14 protein-coding genes are annotated in these 15,623 nt (G+C 43.0%); 11 read left to right on the top strand and 3 right to left on the bottom strand.

Going from position 1 to position 15,623, the window contains the following annotated elements:
- Nucleotides 1-42: 42 nt before the first annotated feature.
- The 8 genes from ACFVTB_RS02250 to ACFVTB_RS02215 all read left to right on the top strand — a co-directional run bounded on the left by ACFVTB_RS02250 (nt 43) and on the right by ACFVTB_RS02215 (nt 8,567).
- Nucleotides 43-735: a response regulator transcription factor gene (locus ACFVTB_RS02250; RefSeq protein WP_387744481.1), complete on the top strand. Its 693-nt coding sequence runs from the start codon at nt 43-45 to the stop codon at nt 733-735.
- The gene (locus tag ACFVTB_RS02245) at nt 713-2,944 is read left to right on the top strand and encodes a sensor histidine kinase (RefSeq protein WP_387744478.1); all 2,232 of its coding nucleotides are present in this window, start codon (nt 713-715) and stop codon (nt 2,942-2,944) included. The genes ACFVTB_RS02250 and ACFVTB_RS02245 overlap by 23 nt, the downstream gene beginning before the upstream one ends.
- Before the next feature lie 239 nt (nt 2,945-3,183).
- Nucleotides 3,184-3,948: an N-acetyltransferase gene (locus ACFVTB_RS02240; RefSeq protein ID WP_387744475.1), complete on the top strand. Its 765-nt coding sequence runs from the start codon at nt 3,184-3,186 to the stop codon at nt 3,946-3,948.
- Nucleotides 3,949-4,153: 205 nt separating this feature from the next.
- Nucleotides 4,154-4,435: a CD3324 family protein gene (locus ACFVTB_RS02235; protein WP_387744473.1), complete on the top strand. Its 282-nt coding sequence runs from the start codon at nt 4,154-4,156 to the stop codon at nt 4,433-4,435.
- A gap of 582 nt (nt 4,436-5,017) precedes the next feature.
- The gene (locus ACFVTB_RS02230; RefSeq protein ID WP_387744470.1) at nt 5,018-5,989 is read left to right on the top strand and encodes an alpha/beta hydrolase; all 972 of its coding nucleotides are present in this window, start codon (nt 5,018-5,020) and stop codon (nt 5,987-5,989) included.
- A gap of 309 nt (nt 5,990-6,298) precedes the next feature.
- Nucleotides 6,299-6,673 carry a VOC family protein gene (locus ACFVTB_RS02225; RefSeq protein ID WP_387744467.1) on the top strand — a complete coding sequence of 125 codons (375 nt, stop codon included), beginning with the start codon at nt 6,299-6,301 and terminating at the stop codon, nt 6,671-6,673.
- A gap of 339 nt (nt 6,674-7,012) precedes the next feature.
- Nucleotides 7,013-7,597 carry an RNA polymerase sigma factor gene (locus ACFVTB_RS02220; protein WP_387744464.1) on the top strand — a complete coding sequence of 195 codons (585 nt, stop codon included), beginning with the start codon at nt 7,013-7,015 and terminating at the stop codon, nt 7,595-7,597.
- Nucleotides 7,557-8,567: a hypothetical protein gene (locus ACFVTB_RS02215; RefSeq protein WP_387744461.1), complete on the top strand. Its 1,011-nt coding sequence runs from the start codon at nt 7,557-7,559 to the stop codon at nt 8,565-8,567. The genes ACFVTB_RS02220 and ACFVTB_RS02215 overlap by 41 nt, the downstream gene beginning before the upstream one ends.
- A gap of 68 nt (nt 8,568-8,635) precedes the next feature.
- Here the strand turns inward: ACFVTB_RS02215 and ACFVTB_RS02210 are convergent, their stop codons facing one another.
- Together ACFVTB_RS02210 and ACFVTB_RS02205 are read right to left on the bottom strand one after the other, a co-directional pair.
- A complete protein-coding gene (locus ACFVTB_RS02210) occupies nt 8,636-10,300 on the bottom strand; it encodes a M56 family metallopeptidase (RefSeq protein ID WP_387744458.1) in 1,665 nt (554 codons plus the stop codon).
- Nucleotides 10,301-10,308: 8 nt separating this feature from the next.
- Complete coding sequence (locus ACFVTB_RS02205) at nt 10,309-10,668, bottom strand: BlaI/MecI/CopY family transcriptional regulator (protein WP_387744455.1); 360 nt, start codon at nt 10,666-10,668, stop codon at nt 10,309-10,311.
- Between the two features lie 215 nt (nt 10,669-10,883).
- Between ACFVTB_RS02205 and ACFVTB_RS02200 the strand changes: the two genes are divergently transcribed.
- The 3 genes from ACFVTB_RS02200 (at nt 10,884) to ACFVTB_RS02190 (ending at nt 14,997) form a co-directional block, all read left to right on the top strand.
- The gene (locus ACFVTB_RS02200) at nt 10,884-11,501 is read left to right on the top strand and encodes an ankyrin repeat domain-containing protein (RefSeq protein WP_387744452.1); all 618 of its coding nucleotides are present in this window, start codon (nt 10,884-10,886) and stop codon (nt 11,499-11,501) included.
- A 909-nt stretch (nt 11,502-12,410) separates the two neighbouring features.
- Nucleotides 12,411-13,613 carry a bis-aminopropyl spermidine synthase family protein gene (locus ACFVTB_RS02195; RefSeq protein ID WP_387744449.1) on the top strand — a complete coding sequence of 401 codons (1,203 nt, stop codon included), beginning with the start codon at nt 12,411-12,413 and terminating at the stop codon, nt 13,611-13,613.
- Nucleotides 13,614-13,914: 301 nt separating this feature from the next.
- A complete protein-coding gene (locus ACFVTB_RS02190; protein ID WP_387744446.1) occupies nt 13,915-14,997 on the top strand; it encodes an NAD(P)H-dependent flavin oxidoreductase in 1,083 nt (360 codons plus the stop codon).
- Nucleotides 14,998-15,246: 249 nt separating this feature from the next.
- Here ACFVTB_RS02190 and ACFVTB_RS02185 read toward each other — a convergent pair whose 3' ends face one another.
- Complete coding sequence (locus ACFVTB_RS02185) at nt 15,247-15,447, bottom strand: YbfB/YjiJ family MFS transporter (RefSeq protein WP_387744443.1); 201 nt, start codon at nt 15,445-15,447, stop codon at nt 15,247-15,249.
- Between the last annotated feature and the right edge of the window lie 176 nt (nt 15,448-15,623).

The raw sequence follows: 15,623 nt of genomic DNA, 5'->3' as shown, positions 1-15,623 counted from the left end.
TGATTGTGGAAAGGAAAAGTATTGAAGAAAGTTGAGTGAGACATGGATAAATATAATGTGCTTGTTGTAGATGATGAAAAAGAAATTCGGGACGCCATCGAAATCTATTTGAAAAATGAAGGGATTACGGTTTTAAAAGCAAAGGACGGCATTGAGGCGTTGGAAATCATAACGGAGCATCAGATTCATCTCATTATTATGGATGTGATGATGCCCAAGCTCGACGGGATTGCTGCTACACACAAAATTCGCGAGAAGAACAACACGCCTATTTTGATCTTAAGCGCAAAAAGCGAGGACAGCGATAAAATACTAGGCCTCCATGTTGGTGCGGATGAGTATGTAACGAAACCGTTTAATCCAATGGAGCTTGTCGCCCGCGTGAAATCACAATTGCGAAGGTATATTGCTCTTGGTACATATGAAGGCATACATAAACTGATTAACCTAAGAGGACTTACAATAGACCAATCGGCTAAGGAAGTTAGAGCTCACGGCGAGCCGGTGAAGCTAACGCCTATTGAGTATAAAATTGTCGAGCTGTTAATGACCAACGCCGGACGAGTGTTCTCGATCAATGAAATCTATGAGCGGGTGTGGAAGGAGCCAGGCTATAACGCTGAAAATACAGTAGCCGTTCACATCCGGAAAATTCGCGAAAAAATCGAAATCGATCCAAAAAATCCGACTTTTTTAAAGGTGGTTTGGGGAATTGGTTATAAAATGGAAAAATAGATTGCAGTTCGGTATCTGGCTCATGATGGTTTCTTTTGGCTTAAGCGGGCTTTTTACTGGATTGTCTTTCGGCAACCAATACGTTCATCGCGATTATTATCACACGGCTGAATTTCGACGCGAGATCGGATTATTTGCTCACTATTTAAACATGTTCGAGCTAAATTATATTCCGTACGAGAAAGCTAAAGAAACGCTAACCGTTTCCGAACGTGAAGTCATCCAATATCGGAACGGGTTGGGAAATTTGACGATGCAAACGAACTCCATTAAAGATGATTATCAATTTAAAATTGACGAAGCATCGTTCACCGAGAACCAAGAGGCTGCGAAATTCTACATAGCGGAAAGAGACAATAAAATTGCCGATTATACGAAACTGTTCACGAGCGATGAGTACGTCCGAGCAAAGATTTTAAACGAGAAAGCAAAGGAACTGCAGCAATTTTATGTGGATCAGGAGCGATATCGCTCCGACTTTTTAAAATACAAAAATCAATTTCAATATTCCTTTACGAGCAGCATGTCGGATAAAGTGTATACAAATAGGAGTGATTCGGATAACGGTTCGGCTGCATATAAAATGGATGACGATCGGATGCTGTATAAAACCAGTTATTCTATACCTAGCGAAGAATCAGTGTATTGGTTGCCGATACCCTCTAAACTGGAAGGGGCTTTTCTTCCGTTCAGTGGCGAAATTGCCGTATCTAAAGATTTATCCGATTTGAGTTCCATTAAGAAAGCGGCCAACAAATACGAACGGTTACAAATGGCATTATGGATCTATACCTTTTCAGGCGTAGCTATTCTTATTATGAGTATTATTTTTGCAAAGAAAATGGTGGTACTGCCTTCAGTGGTTGAAAGGTGGTCTCCTTTTTACAATAAGCTGCCGGTTGATGTTCGAACTGTAAGTATAGTTTTATCAGGTGTTATCGCGTTAAGCTGGCTATTTAGTATAAGAGATCAATTTGTGCATATCATCGATCTTCCGTTTAATTTTGGCCAAAGCTTGATTATTGAGACCGTTCTTGCCTCGCTGTTTATAGCCGCTGTCATCATTCAAGGGAAAATGACGGCAGCCCAGTTTGAAAATTGGCAGCAGGTGAAGAAGGAATGCGGACAAGCGCTTACGATTAAAGCAGGATGGGGCGTCATGAGTTTATTGAGTAAAATAAAAAACAGTTTAGCAGACGCTTTTCTCAGCAAGAGCGCCGGGACTCAACTGTTTGCTCTCTTAGGTCTCCTACTAGGTTTGGGAGTAGCAGCTGGACTGATGATGGGCGTACATCTTGATTTTATACTCCTCTATTTCTTGCTGCTTGTCGTTCTAGTTCTTCCGATCATTATACTTTTCGTAAACAGAATTGGGCACTTTAACCGAATTGTGATGAAGATGGACCAGCTGGCTCAGGGGGATTTTGGCGATGAGTTGAAGGTATCCGGAAAATCAGTTTTGGCGGCACTCGCCGATAATATTAATGTTTTGCAGCAAGGCGCTAAGTCGCTGCAGAACGAGCAAGCAAAGAGCGAACGTCTCAAAACAGAACTCGTCACCAATGTCAGCCACGACCTTCGGACGCCGTTAACTTCCATCATTACGTATACCGAGTTGTTGAAAAAGGATGACGTTTCGAAGGAGGAAAGTCGAGCTTATCTCGAAATCATTGATCGAAAGTCACAACGGTTAAAGGTGTTAATCGACGATTTATTTGAAATTTCGAAGATGGCCAGCGGAGATGTTGAATTGGCACAGGACCGAGTAGATCTGGTTCAGCTCTTGCAGCAAGCATTGGCAGAGTACGATACGATGATAAATAATTCGAACCTGCAATTCCGTTTTACAAGTGCGCAAGATTCGGTGTATGCCATGGTTGACGGTAAAAAGCTATGGCGCGTATTTGACAATTTAATCGGGAATATTCTCAAATACTCTCTCGAGAATTCGCGCGTATATATTCAGGTGAAAACGTCGGGCAATCATGCCGTGATTACGTTCAAGAACGTATCCAAATTCGAAATTAACGGAAATACGGATGAGCTGTTTGAACGCTTTAAACGCGGAGATTCTTCACGGCAGACAGACGGCTCAGGCCTTGGATTGGCCATTGCAAAGTCCATCGTCGATCTGCTTGACGGCCGGCTTCACATCGAGATCGACGGCGACTTGTTTAAAGTGAGCATTGCACTTAAGTTGATGGAGTAGAATGATCGAATATTTGTTCTTAATGGAGGAGCCTAAACACAGTAGGCTCTTTTTTTCTTTTTTTGGCATGAAAATGCTTGCCCAAAGAGCGAAAAACAGTAAAAGAATACAGGGATTTGTATCTGTATAAAGAAAGGATTGTGACAAGATACAGGGAATATATGTTGAAAGATGTTTTGGATATTTGATATTACGATCTGCTCACGATAATTTCGAATAGAAAGGAAGATGTTGAAAAGATGGTTTTTTTGCAGATTACGAAAGAAAACATAGATAGAGAGCATATTTGTTGTGCATTGGGTGCCAAACAGTATGAAGAAGCGGTACGAGAGAAGAAGCGCTGGCTCGGGGAACGGATGGAGGAAGGGCTCAAATTTTACCGGCTCGATGAACGGGCCAAGGTGTTTATTGAATATCTGCCTGCCGAGAATGCCTGGGTCCCTATCGATGCCCCCAATTATATGTATATCGATTGCTTGTGGGTCTCGGGCCGGCATAAGGGGAGCGGCCACAGCAGGAACTTGCTGGAGCAATGTATCCGGGACGCGAAAGAGTCGGGCATGGACGGTATTGTACATTTATCCAGCAATAAGAAACTGCCTTATCTAAGTGACAAGCGTTATCTTGAGCACATGGGGTTTATAGTAGCGGATCAGGCCGCTCCCTACTTCGAGCTTCTGGTTTTGAAATGGAATGATGGAGCGGTCCAACCCGCTTTCAAAGATTCGGTTCTGGCCAAGCCTGGCTCGGACCAAGGCATTTATATTTACTATACGGCACAATGCCCATTTGCTGTTGGCGTACTGGATGATTTGCAGAAGGTTGCGGAAGAAAAGGGAGTTCCTTTCAAGGCCCATCGTATTAGCTCAAGAGAAGAAGCGCAGCAATCTCCGGCGATCTGGACGACGTTCAGTCTGTTCAGTAACGGCCAATTTATGACGCACGAGATTATGAGTCCCGCAAAATTCGAGAAATGGCTTGACGCGGTTACAAGAGAGAATTAGCTTGAAACTATGCTATACTGGCAATGTGAAGGAGGTGCTTACTGATGGAGAATTTGTTGAAATTGTCCGTGACTACTGCTACTCATGCAAAGCCAGTTATTAGGAAGCGTTACTTTGCATGGGGCCAAACGGTTTTTAACGCTAAATAAGCTGTTCTAATAGATGGCTTTGCACCTTATTGAATTAGGATAAGGGGTGGAGCATATTGAAATATACGAATGCTAAAAAAATATTGCCTGAAAAGCTAATCATTGAAATCCAACAGTATGTTCAAGGAGAGACAATATACATTCCTAAGCCGGAAAAGGAATACAACCGCTGGGGAAGCATCAGAAGCATCAGCGGCGGAAGAGAGTGGCTGGATCATCGGAATGCCGCGATTAGGCTGGCTTTTAAAAATAATAGCAGCATGGAGCAGCTTGCTGCGGAATATTTTCTCTCCATTGAAACCATAAAGAGAATTGTTTATTCGAATAGTGAAGACTAATTTGCTTTTTCAAATAAGCTGAAGAGAAAACCTAATTGATGAATTTATTCATCAGTTAGGTTTTCTCTATCTTTAAATCAGTACTTGATGAATAAGGTGAGAAAAGCGAGGGGGCAGAGGGGTTTCGGAGAAACGATGGACTCGGACGAAGACCTGTCTGAATATATGCTAAAAATCATACATAATTTTCTCTAAAGTAGAGATTTGGTTAAATATATGCTAAAAATCATACATATTTTTCTCAAAAGTGGAGATCTGGATAAATATATACGAAATTTCATCTATATTTAGCTCTCAGGTGGGATTTTAGGAAATTATGTATGATAAATCATACATACAGATAAAAACCTAGCTTAATGCATGTGAGAGATGAACTCTCCATACTTGTCAGCACCTGACGACTCGTTATGGCGTTTCGGTTTTTGAGCCGTTTTTTATGTCAAAAATGATTCTAAGTTATTGTTTTCATATAAATAGCGCATTGCGTTTTTTAGAATAGGGGTAGGCGGAAGAGGAATAAAAGGTGTAGGAACATCCATCATAATGAATAATCATAATAACAAGAAGTGAGGAACAACAGCCATGAGCGAACAAAACAGCAGAAGCAGACATCTGATTGATCCGGAGATCATCAGTGCCGTTGATTTAATACCGACAACGGATCTAACCCTATCTAAGCTAATGGAATCACGAGAAAATCAATCGAAAATGATAAAGCCAATTGATGTAACAGAGAAGTTCCCAGTCACATTCGAAGAAAAGACGGTGCCGAGTTATTTTGGCGGACCTGATATTCGCATAGAGATTATAAGGCCGAACCAGCCCAAATATGAAAAGTTGCCGTTATATTATTCGATTCACGGTGGCGGAATGGTGATGGGGAGTCCTATCGGTGATCGTGTCAGTAACGCGTCACTGGCAGCGCAGCATGGTTTCTGTTGTGTGGCCGTGTATTATCGCCTTGCTCCAGAACATGTTCAACCAAGTCAATTGCAGGATTGCTATTCAGGTCTAAAATGGTGTATTGAACATGCCGAGGAATTAGCGATAGATACAGAGAAAGTCGCTATTGCAGGCAGCAGTGCCGGCGGCGGTTTGACAGCGGGTCTCGCCTTATACATTCGTGATCAGAAAGAATTTGATATCCATCATCTGAGACTGCGCAGCCCAATGCTCGATGACCGTACAGGTATTACGCCAGAGCATCCGTATGCCGGTGAATTTGTTTGGACAAAACGGAGCAATTATTTCGGATGGGAATCTGTATTGGGCCATGAGCCAGGCAAGGAAGGGGTAAGCGAGTATTACGTTCCAGCACGCGCAGAATCACTGGCCGGATTACCGCCCACTTATATCAGTATTGGCAGCATTGATTTATTCATTGATGAAGCCTTACTGTTTGCCAAACAACTGGCCTTTGACGGCGTTTTAGTTGAACTGCATGTGTACCCTGGCTATCATCATTTGGCTCCCCTGTTCCCGAATGCACATTATTCCCAAGAAGGCGCCAAATCAAGTGAACATGCCTTGCTGAAAGCGCTAGAGCTGCTTTAATAGCAAGCTGGCCAGTGGTCTTTGAAATCAACCTATATAGCTTAAAAGCCGCACAGCTGCAGCTTTTTCTATTGACTTTCTGTCACTGTGATTAACAAGAATGATCTTATTCAAAATGAACCTTCTTGTGGGTGGTTTGGACTTGCTTATATATTCCTTGGCAAGAATATTCTCTGCTGTTTATATTTAAGTCGTGGGATGAAAAAGATCCTGATTTAAGGGTATGATTAAATAGGAGACCGCCAGTGGTGGGCGGTATGTCAAGTTGTTCTGACCCAAAAACGATACCAAATGAGGAGTGTTTTAAAAATGATTAATAAAATTGGACAAATTATGCTGTATGTGAATAACCAAGATGCATCCAAAGAGTTTTGGACAGAAAAGCTCGGATTTGAAGTCGTTGCAGAAGAATCCAATGGTCATATGAAATGGATTGAAGTTGCTCCAAAAGGTGCGGCTACCAGCATTGTTCTTCATAATAAGGAATTAGTTGCTAAAATGAACCCTGGTATGAATCTGGGAACACCGTCTTTGATGTATTTTACGGACAATTTCGATGCGCTTTACGGCGATCTGAAGAACAAAAGCATCAAGGTCGGAGACGTTGTAGAGCTTCCATCGGGCAGAGTATTTAACTTTGCGGACAACGAAGATAATTATTTTGCTGTAATGGAAAAGAAATAGAGACATAAAGTTAAAGCAGCAGTTGAGAAATACTCAGCTGCTGCTTTTTTGTTTGAGAAAAATTTGAATTTTTCGAAGCTCAATACCATAGTCAATTTCTACCCTATAAAATAAAAAAACGTTCGCGACCCGAGAGAAAGCCTGTTTGATAGCCCTGCCATACGGCATATATATTACCTTGATCTCAATTGGGCGTTAAATCTATGCTATAAATGCGCGTTCCCAGGGCTGAACTGAGCCCATGGGAAATAAAAGTTTCTTGCAGTTAATTGTCACAAAAGGATAGTTTCATGTGTTACAACATATACGAGGCCTCGAGAAGTAAAGATAGGAGGGCATATGGACAACAGTAAGCGCAGCAATGCCGCCGATATTGAACAATGGATACAACTGATCAAAGAAGGAAACAAGGATGCCTATCGGCATGTGATTGAAATCTATCAGCTGCCTTTGTTTCGTTATGTCTACAACTTGCTCCGAAATCGGGAGGAAGCGGAAGATGCCGTTCAAGATGTGTTTTTGCAAGTGTTCAAAAATATGGACAAATATGTGCGGCAAATCTCTTTTACCGCATGGCTATACAAGATTGCCTACCATCATTGCTTGAACTTAATCCGCAAGCGCAAAGGCTTGCTGTCCAGGCTGCATCTGTTCCAACGAGAGGCAGTAACAACAGATTATGATTCTTCTCTAAGAGTAGATGAACTGCTGCGAGGGTTGTCGCTGGAAGAAAGACAGATAATGCTGTTGCGAGTTGTAGAAGAGCTGCCTTTTGAAGAGATTGCTACGATCCTCGAATGCAAGGCAGCGACAGTGCGGAAGCGATTCGAGCGAACGAGAGATAAAGTGAAACGCAATTACACACATGAGGGGGAACAAAGCCATGGGCAAGACTCTTGGACTTCCATTGCACCGGAACGATAATTTTAGGGACGAGCTCGCGGAAGCTTATCGCGACATCCCGTCACCGGTGCGGTCAAGCAATGATGTGACAGCAGCAGTGGTAAGTCAATTGATAGGGGAGAAAGAAAGTTTTCACAGCAGCAGAAGAGAGTCCTCCAGCATATTAAGGAGAAACATGTTCACTCGCGTGGCAGTGATGCTCTGTGTATTCGCACTGGTTGGAGGAACCGCTTACGCGGCTTATTCTGAATATAGGCTTTCCTTGCATGACAAGTCGGGCGATAATGTGCTCCAAGTAGCTTCAACGGATATACCTGAGAGGCCAATTGAGGAGAGGCGGATACTCGAACGCGTGCGCGAGGGACTGAAGGATGGGGAGCAAGCGGTTGTGTATTTAGGACAAAGAGCGATGCGTGAACAGAACGGTGATGTGATGCCGCAGGCAGGCTCTTCTTATTCGATCGTCGTAAAACCTCGCGAGTTTAATTCTCCCGAGCACATGAACGATTATTTGTTGGCGCGTGGAATCGATGTCGGGCTGCCGTTGTCTAATTGGAAGGGGTGGAGCCTCAGTCTGTCTGAACTGCAAAATGATACCTCGAATGAGAGTTCGATTGAGCGTCAGTGGAACTTCGCCTCAGACGAACAATCTGGTCTGGAATATAAATACGCGATAGGGCCAAGCGGAACGGAGCCAAGTGACTTAAGATGGTTCTATAGCAAGCAGAATGAAGAGATGACGCTTGTTGTATCGTTAAATATTCCGGTTATGCCTATTTTCTATGACAGTCATCCTTCATCAGACTCCATTCTCTCGATTAAAGGAATCGATGCTTACTTTTATCGGGCCGCTGACGGAAGTGACAGATCGATCCAGTGGTCGGAGAAAGTAGCCGAAGGCAACTATCGGATGTACACGGTATTTACCCATACCGCAGATGACGATGAGCTGCGCAAATTCGCTGAGGCAGTCATCTCGAATAAGCAATGATAATGCTTGAATAAGTAACTGATGTATGCAGAGGAAGCACTGCTAGTGAGCAGTGCTTCCTCTATTTATTAATCAAGGTCGGTAATGGTAAAGAGCGTATCATTTTTTTTGAGATCCGCTATTCTTGCCGCATAATCTTGTTCGGCTTCAGTTTCCGTCAGTATTTGATTGGAGGCCAGCAAGTCATTGAAGGACTTCAGCATCTTTGCTGATATAAGGGAGAATTTCTTGAAAGTAATCATCATTCTTTGACCGTCAAGCAGGACAGAAGCTATGTATTCATGCTGAACGAGCTCAATTTGTACGCCGAACTTGTCGATTACAAAATACATTTCCTTCCCGTCTCTCAGCACGAGATGTTTTACTTCTGCCCCTTCTGCCAAACGGCTTTGGAGTTCTTTCATGGAATAGCCTGGGTTCGTATCATACTTTAAAAGCCAGTGGGCAAATTCTTTTGCGCTGACAACATCGGCATCGTGTTCACTCCAATTTTCACCACTATCCTTACTGATTTCGATAGAGTTCTCTTTCGTTACGCGCAGATACATCTCGTTGTCCATATAAACCGCCCGATACTTTGAAGCGTTAAGCCTTTCTATCAGCATCGGCACATCCGCGCGGGTGTAGGTTAAATCAATCGGCATTAAAGATGTTGTGGATTCGACTTTACCTAGGTATTGGTATTGGGATGGAACTGCCATACTTTCAGCCAGCGGGTTATCTGCACCAGAGGGGAACTCCGTCTTATCAGGAGCAGAGGTCGCAAAGACTATAACAGAACCGACCACAATCACAATAGCGAGCAGCATGGTCGTCATTGAAATTTTCTTCGTTTTCATAATTGCTATGATCCTTTCTTCAGTCGAGCTTTTGGAAAAATGACTGACCAAGGAAGAAAAGCCGCTTTTCTTTTCTTCCAAACAGACAAGTGCCATAGCATAAACAGGCTTCATGCTTTCACCACAAGTCCATATCACTTTTTCATCGCAGGAGAGTTCAATGTCACGGTTGGCAAGGATATACATGATCCAAACGAAAGGGTTAAACCAATGGACACACACGCTGGCGGCAAGAAGCCACTTTTTAAGTGTGTCAAATCGTTTAATGTGAATATATTCATGCGTAAGAATAAGGCCAAGCTGATCTTCATCGTTAAAATCTATATTTTTCGGCAAGAGCACCACTGGCATGAAAATACCATAGGTGAGCGGCGTCAAAATTTGATCGGATTGACGAATTTGCACCTTACGCCATATAGGATTGGACTGCTGCCAGTTTCTAATGAAGTTGCTTTCAATCGGCAATGACATTTTGTAGTGATTGCGACTTCTTAAGTGCGGGAGGAGGAAGAACAAAGCGAGAGCTATAAAACCAATAAACCAGACCAGCATAAATGGCGAAATCGTTGAAGCCGACTTTGATGGTACAGTTGGCATGGCCATGCTATCCGTCTTTGATGGCGTAATGATCGTACTATTATGAAGTATCGATGAACTGCCTTCCATTAAGGGTGCTGCTGTCTCTTGCACTGCAGTTATTTCCTCCAAATAGCTAACCGCGGTATAAATGCTAAGTGGTGAAGGAAGAGACATAGGAATAAATAGCCGGAGTAACACGAAGCCCCAAAGAACGATAAAGGTCATCTTGGGCACCTTATGCATGAGCAGAAAACGAAAGAGTATTACTGCAACAATGAAGATGGACGCCGATACACTCATTTCAAGAAAAGACATCGCCCACCTCACTTCAACCGTTCAATAAGTTGTTTTAAGCGGCTAATTTCCTCTGTCGTTAGCCGTTTCTGCCCTAACAGGGATGCAATCAGCCTATCAGGGGCGCCATCATACAACTTGTTGATCAGTTCGGTTGTTTCGTGCTCCTGTACCTGCTCTCGAGTAACAAGCGCACGGCAAACGAAATTAGGTTCTTGCCGTTCGATCGCCCCTTTAGCCAGACACTTCTTAATAACAGTATAGGTTGTCGTCTTGCTCCAACCGATTCTTTCCTTCGTAAGCTCAGCAATTTTCTTTGCGGTGGTATCACCGTCATTCCACAAAATTTCCATAATATGAAGTTCACTATCGAACAACTTCATCCCCATAAAAAGCACCTCATTTCACTCTTCATTCTATTGGAGTAGAATATCTTGTTTTTATTCTACTGTAGTAGAATCGTTTTGTCTAGAGGGCCATATATGCCGCCCGTCAAATTATAGTATGGCAATCTATCTAAGGTGAGAAATACAAAAATATGGTATATTAGAAAGGTAAAGGAGTGCTATGCGATGAAGAAAGATAAAACGAGAGTGAAGATTTTATGAATAAGAAGTTAATCATAGTCATTAGTATTGTGCTATTTGTTATAGCTGCAATTACATTCATTTATTCAGAAAGAATCAAAGATAATAGGAAGAAAGCAGAGCTAGATCACCAGAGCCAATTACTTTACACTGCAGTTTCTGAAGGTGACCTCGTCCGTGTAAAGCAAATAACGCAGGATGTTGGTATTATTAATGACGCAATTTTTGAGGCTATATTTAACGGGCATGTTGATATTGTAGAATACTTTCTAAATAACGGCGTCGATCCGAATAAAAAATATCAGCCCGATGATCAATTCGAAAGTTCATTATTATCACTGGCTGTAGGAGAATATAATATCGAAATTGCGAAGCTGTTGATTGCCGCAGGTGCAGATGTTAACTATAAAGACCGATTTAATAATTCGGTTTTTCTGTGGGCTGCTTACGAACAGTACAACTCCGTCGAAATGCTGAAATTATTAGTTGAACACGGTGCTGATTGGAAAATTAAAAATGTTTATAATGAGTCGGCATATGACATCTTGCTAAGGTTTAAAGATTCTAACCGTATCGATGATGAAGAGAAACTTATTTATATCGAAGAGTTGATGGGTGTAACCCCTTTGAAATAGAGATGTAAATAATTTTAGGGAGGGGCATACCATTGTTTTATGAAATTTATTGGCATGCTTTTATAAGGGCCAAAACAGCTGTAAAAGTACAAAAAGTACTGAAGAGGTTTGAAGAGGTTTGTCATACCAAGGTTACGATAAATAAATGCGAGCTTTATTGGAAGGACAATCACTTATTTGATGTCTCTTTCAAAACCCCTTTAAAGGTTATTCCTGTCTCTGAAGCAGTTTTTCAAGTTTTACAGACTGCCCATGGACTTGCGTATCAATGGGAGGTCTCTGGACCGTATTCCAACAGGAGAATGGCTGGGTGTTTAGTGGGATTTCTACGAAAACGAAAGTAGTAGGAATTGATTGGATTCAATTTATGATTACTGAGGAGTGAGAATGATGTGTTAGTTACCGTCGTTCCATGCACATACAACACAGTTACGATGTTAGATGATCTAGTACCGAGTCGGGCAGCTTGACTATAGTAATGACGTATAGTAGTATTTAGCTATTATTTACTAAGGAGAAATGTTGATGTCGGCGGTAGTTCTTAACTAATCAAATTCCATATTTGAAGGTTCCAACAGTCCAAGCAACCATTTGCTGAAATAGCATGGTTTGTTTTCTTATGGAAAGTTGAAGGCTTCGGAATTAGTTAAGAACAGCGGATATATTCAAGGCCTTAGTGTTGCCTTTTGTATGCACCCAAAATCCGTGCTGAGTTCAGCTCGGATTTTTTTGTTTTATTTGCGGTGTCTATTTAGGCAATGTTCAAAAAGGGCAGGGATGACGTATGTTCATTCCTGCCCTTTTTGTATTTTCATAACGGGAGTGATGATATGTCGAAGTCGGATAGAAACGATCGTTCAGGTGAAAAGGATCATAAGTTTAGTGAATATACTAGGAGGAATTATGTAAATGAATCATTATATTAAACAAGCTAGCCAGCATATTCAACTGCAAGAAGGGACACTGGTGATTGAGCAGCTGCTCCTCGAGTGTTATCTGAAACCCGGGATTTCAACGAAGGAATTGGCGCGTAAAACACTGCTTCCGACTCCTGTGGCTGCAGCTATCAAACGAGAATTGATTAAAGCTGGAGCGCTCCTGCAGGACCGCGGCGTCCGTTGTACAGCGGACGGACTCGCATGGATTGAGCGGGAATGGGGATACCGCGGATTAAACCTTTCCCTCTACCGCGACTTGCTAGATGAGACAAAATGGACCGAGAGCCTCGAAGAGGTGTTGTCGATAATAGAAGAATTGTTATCGAGGAGGCCGATCGTGGATGTGCAGATCGATCAATCCAAATGTACGCCGGAAACGAGCCTGCGCCGAGCGATCCTTTGTTTGAGACAGCACGCGTTGATTGGAAAGAAGATTTTATGTGTTGGAGACGATGACCTGGTAAGCGTATCTATTGGTCTGCTGCTGCAACAGCTGTTTCCAGATGGCGGAAACAACGTAACGCGTGTAGATGTTTTGGATATTGACGAAAGGTTTTTAAGTTACATCGAAACGATTGCGAAGGAGCGGGGGCTGCCAATCGTGTGCCGCCGCTTGGATTTGAGAGAGCCGCTGCCAGAAAACCTGCACAACCAGTACGATTGCTTCTTTACGGATCCGCCTTATACGCTGCAAGGAATGAGTTTGTTCGTATCGCGTGGTATACAGGCATTAAAGAGGGAAAAAGGACTGCCGATTTTTCTGTCTTTTGCGCATAAATCGCCGTCGTTTATGCTTGCCATGCAGCGGGAATTTGTTCGCATGGGGCTGACTGTTAGCGCTAACTTCCCGCAATTCAATGCTTACGAAGGTGCAGAGATGATCGCCAACAGGAGCCAGATGTTCATTTTGCGGACTACGGATCAGTCAAAAGCTGAGTATTCAGAGACGTTCACGGACGCCTTGTATACAGGAGAAGTAAAGCAGACGCTGCGCACTTACCGCTGCAAAGAATGCTCAAGAGATGTACGAGTCGGAATTAATGGGGAGTTTGCGACGATCGAGCAACTTAAAAATGAAGGATGCACGAGCTGCGGCCATGATAGGTTTGAGATGGTGGCCAAAGAATGGGTGACTCCAGAAAAGAATGATAAAGAGGATCGCACAGCCAACTAAAGTTCATCATTAGATTGAGAAACAGGAACTAAAGTTTGGAAAGGTCAAAGACGTAGGAGCAGAGGAGTACTAGCAACTTCAGAAGAACCGCAATTACTGCGGTTTTTCTCTTTTATAAAATGACTTTGAAACAGTTAAGTTGACTTATTTCCACTTCAATTTATAATCTTTATCATTTCTATATAAACCATAGTATTGATCAATAAAATCTGTGCATATTACAATGGAAGTGTTCCTCTACTTACATCAAGTGATCATAAATAACTATTTTCCATGAAAATGTGGATTCGGAGGGAAAAGCATGACCATTACACTCAAGACAGACTTATGTCAGATACTCGATATTGAATATCCAATATTTCTCGCTGGAATGGCGGGAGGCCCGGGGACGGCTGACTTAGCTGCTGCGGTATCCAATACTGGCGGTTTGGGAACTTTGGGGGCTGCTTATATGGAGCCGGAAGCCATTCGTGACGCGATTCGAAAAATTCGCGAGCTTACCGAGAAACCGTTTGGAGTCAATTTGTTCAGCATATCGGCAACTGATGATAATACAAGAATGGAAGAAGTCCAAAGTGAACTTAACCAAATAAGGTCAAGTCTCGGTTTATCGCCAAAAGCAGCAGAAGAGGTACGGACGCCAAGCTATTTCGAAAAACAATTCTCCGTCTTGTTAGAGGAGCGCGTTCCCGTCATCAGCACAGCGTTCGGTGTGCTACCAGAACCTTTCATGAAACAAGCAAAGCAAGCTCAGATCAAAGTCATTGCAATGGTAACAACTGTTGAAGAAGCGATCTTAGCGGAGCAGGCGGGCTGCGATGCAATAGTCGCACAAGGCAGCGAAGCTGGCGGCCATAGGGGGACGTTCGATCTTACTAACCGTCCTTTAGGAGCCAATATTGGCACAATGGCGCTTGTACCGCAAATAGCTGATCGTGTAAAGATACCGGTCATTGCAGCAGGCGGTATTATGGATGGCCGCGGTTTAGTGGCTTCGCTGGCGCTTGGAGCGCAGGGTGTACAGCTCGGAACACGTTTCCTGACTGCCGCGGAGTCGGGAGCTCATCCGTCCTATCAGCAAAGATTGCTCAGGAGTACGGAAGAAAGCACTGCGCTTACGACGGCCTTTTCAGGTCGTCCGGCAAGAGGAGTTGTCAACAAGTTTGTTGAATTCTGGTCAACTAATGGAATAGAACCTCTTCCATTCCCAACTCAGAACACCGTTACGCGTGATATCCGAAATGAGTCAGCAAAGCAAAATAATGCAGATTACATGTCGCTCTGGGCGGGCCAGGGGCTGCGGATGCTTACTTCGGGCCACAGTGCTGTAGAGATTGTGAAGGATATCATTCAAAAGGCCGAAGCTATACTTTCTCCTGAGTAATTGGGGCATAGGAAAAGAAAGAAGCCGCACAGTGGTATTATCCCACAGTTGCGGCTTTTTGTGGTTTAAAGATACCTGTTCAACTTCTCAACTATCACTATTCGTTAATCATTTTGCATCAGATCTCCGATTTTATTCGATCCGCACGACCAATGCCAAGCGGTAAACTAATCGCTCCTAACAAGACGATTGCTGCTGCGCCAATCAGAGCGGATAGGTAATTGCCGCTATCTGAGATCATCATTCCCGCTATAAGAGGACCAATATCTGTCCGAATCCAAAGAAGGTGGTCAGAAGACCAATGATTGTTTTATTATTTTGCGGAAATAAATCCTTTGCATATGCGACAAAGAGCATTGTTATCCCCATAAAGGTTCCGCCACTCTCCACTTCTCCGTCTGAATCAGGTGTGAGGACACAGACGACGATGCTTTCGCGGTGTACGTCCATTCCTGCACATTACCACCATTCACCAAGTTAGTTACATATATTACATACGTGCGAATTGGTCACGACTTCAACTACCTGTCGACTGTTTTATCGTGTATGACAGGCATGCTCCAATCCTTGATTGTGCTGCTTTACAAAATTCCCTATTGCTATGCTACAATGTACGGAGGAATGAG

This window comes from Paenibacillus sp. NPDC058071, from assembly GCF_042885235.1.
GTDB lineage: Bacteria > Bacillota > Bacilli > Paenibacillales > Paenibacillaceae > Pristimantibacillus.
The sequence above is the reverse complement of the archived record's forward strand: the minus strand, read 5'-3'. Positions and strand labels throughout refer to the sequence as shown.

Bases quoted from the DNA above. Each gene is read 5' to 3' on its own strand.
- ACFVTB_RS02250 (WP_387744481.1), top strand. From the start codon at position 43: ATGGATAAATATAATGTGCTTGTTGTAGATGATGAAAAAGAAATTCGG.
- ACFVTB_RS02240 (WP_387744475.1), top strand. From the start codon at position 3,184: ATGGTTTTTTTGCAGATTACGAAAGAAAACATAGATAGAGAGCATATT.
- ACFVTB_RS02230 (WP_387744470.1), top strand. From the start codon at position 5,018: ATGAGCGAACAAAACAGCAGAAGCAGACATCTGATTGATCCGGAGATC.
- ACFVTB_RS02225 (WP_387744467.1), top strand. From the start codon at position 6,299: ATGATTAATAAAATTGGACAAATTATGCTGTATGTGAATAACCAAGAT.
- ACFVTB_RS02220 (WP_387744464.1), top strand. From the start codon at position 7,013: ATGGACAACAGTAAGCGCAGCAATGCCGCCGATATTGAACAATGGATA.
- ACFVTB_RS02215 (WP_387744461.1), top strand. From the start codon at position 7,557: ATGGGCAAGACTCTTGGACTTCCATTGCACCGGAACGATAATTTTAGG.
- ACFVTB_RS02210 (WP_387744458.1), bottom strand. From the start codon at position 10,300: ATGTCTTTTCTTGAAATGAGTGTATCGGCGTCCATCTTCATTGTTGCA.
- ACFVTB_RS02205 (WP_387744455.1), bottom strand. From the start codon at position 10,668: ATGGGGATGAAGTTGTTCGATAGTGAACTTCATATTATGGAAATTTTG.
- ACFVTB_RS02200 (WP_387744452.1), top strand. From the start codon at position 10,884: ATGAATAAGAAGTTAATCATAGTCATTAGTATTGTGCTATTTGTTATA.
- ACFVTB_RS02195 (WP_387744449.1), top strand. From the start codon at position 12,411: ATGAATCATTATATTAAACAAGCTAGCCAGCATATTCAACTGCAAGAA.
- ACFVTB_RS02190 (WP_387744446.1), top strand. From the start codon at position 13,915: ATGACCATTACACTCAAGACAGACTTATGTCAGATACTCGATATTGAA.
- ACFVTB_RS02185 (WP_387744443.1), bottom strand. From the start codon at position 15,447: ATGGACGTACACCGCGAAAGCATCGTCGTCTGTGTCCTCACACCTGAT.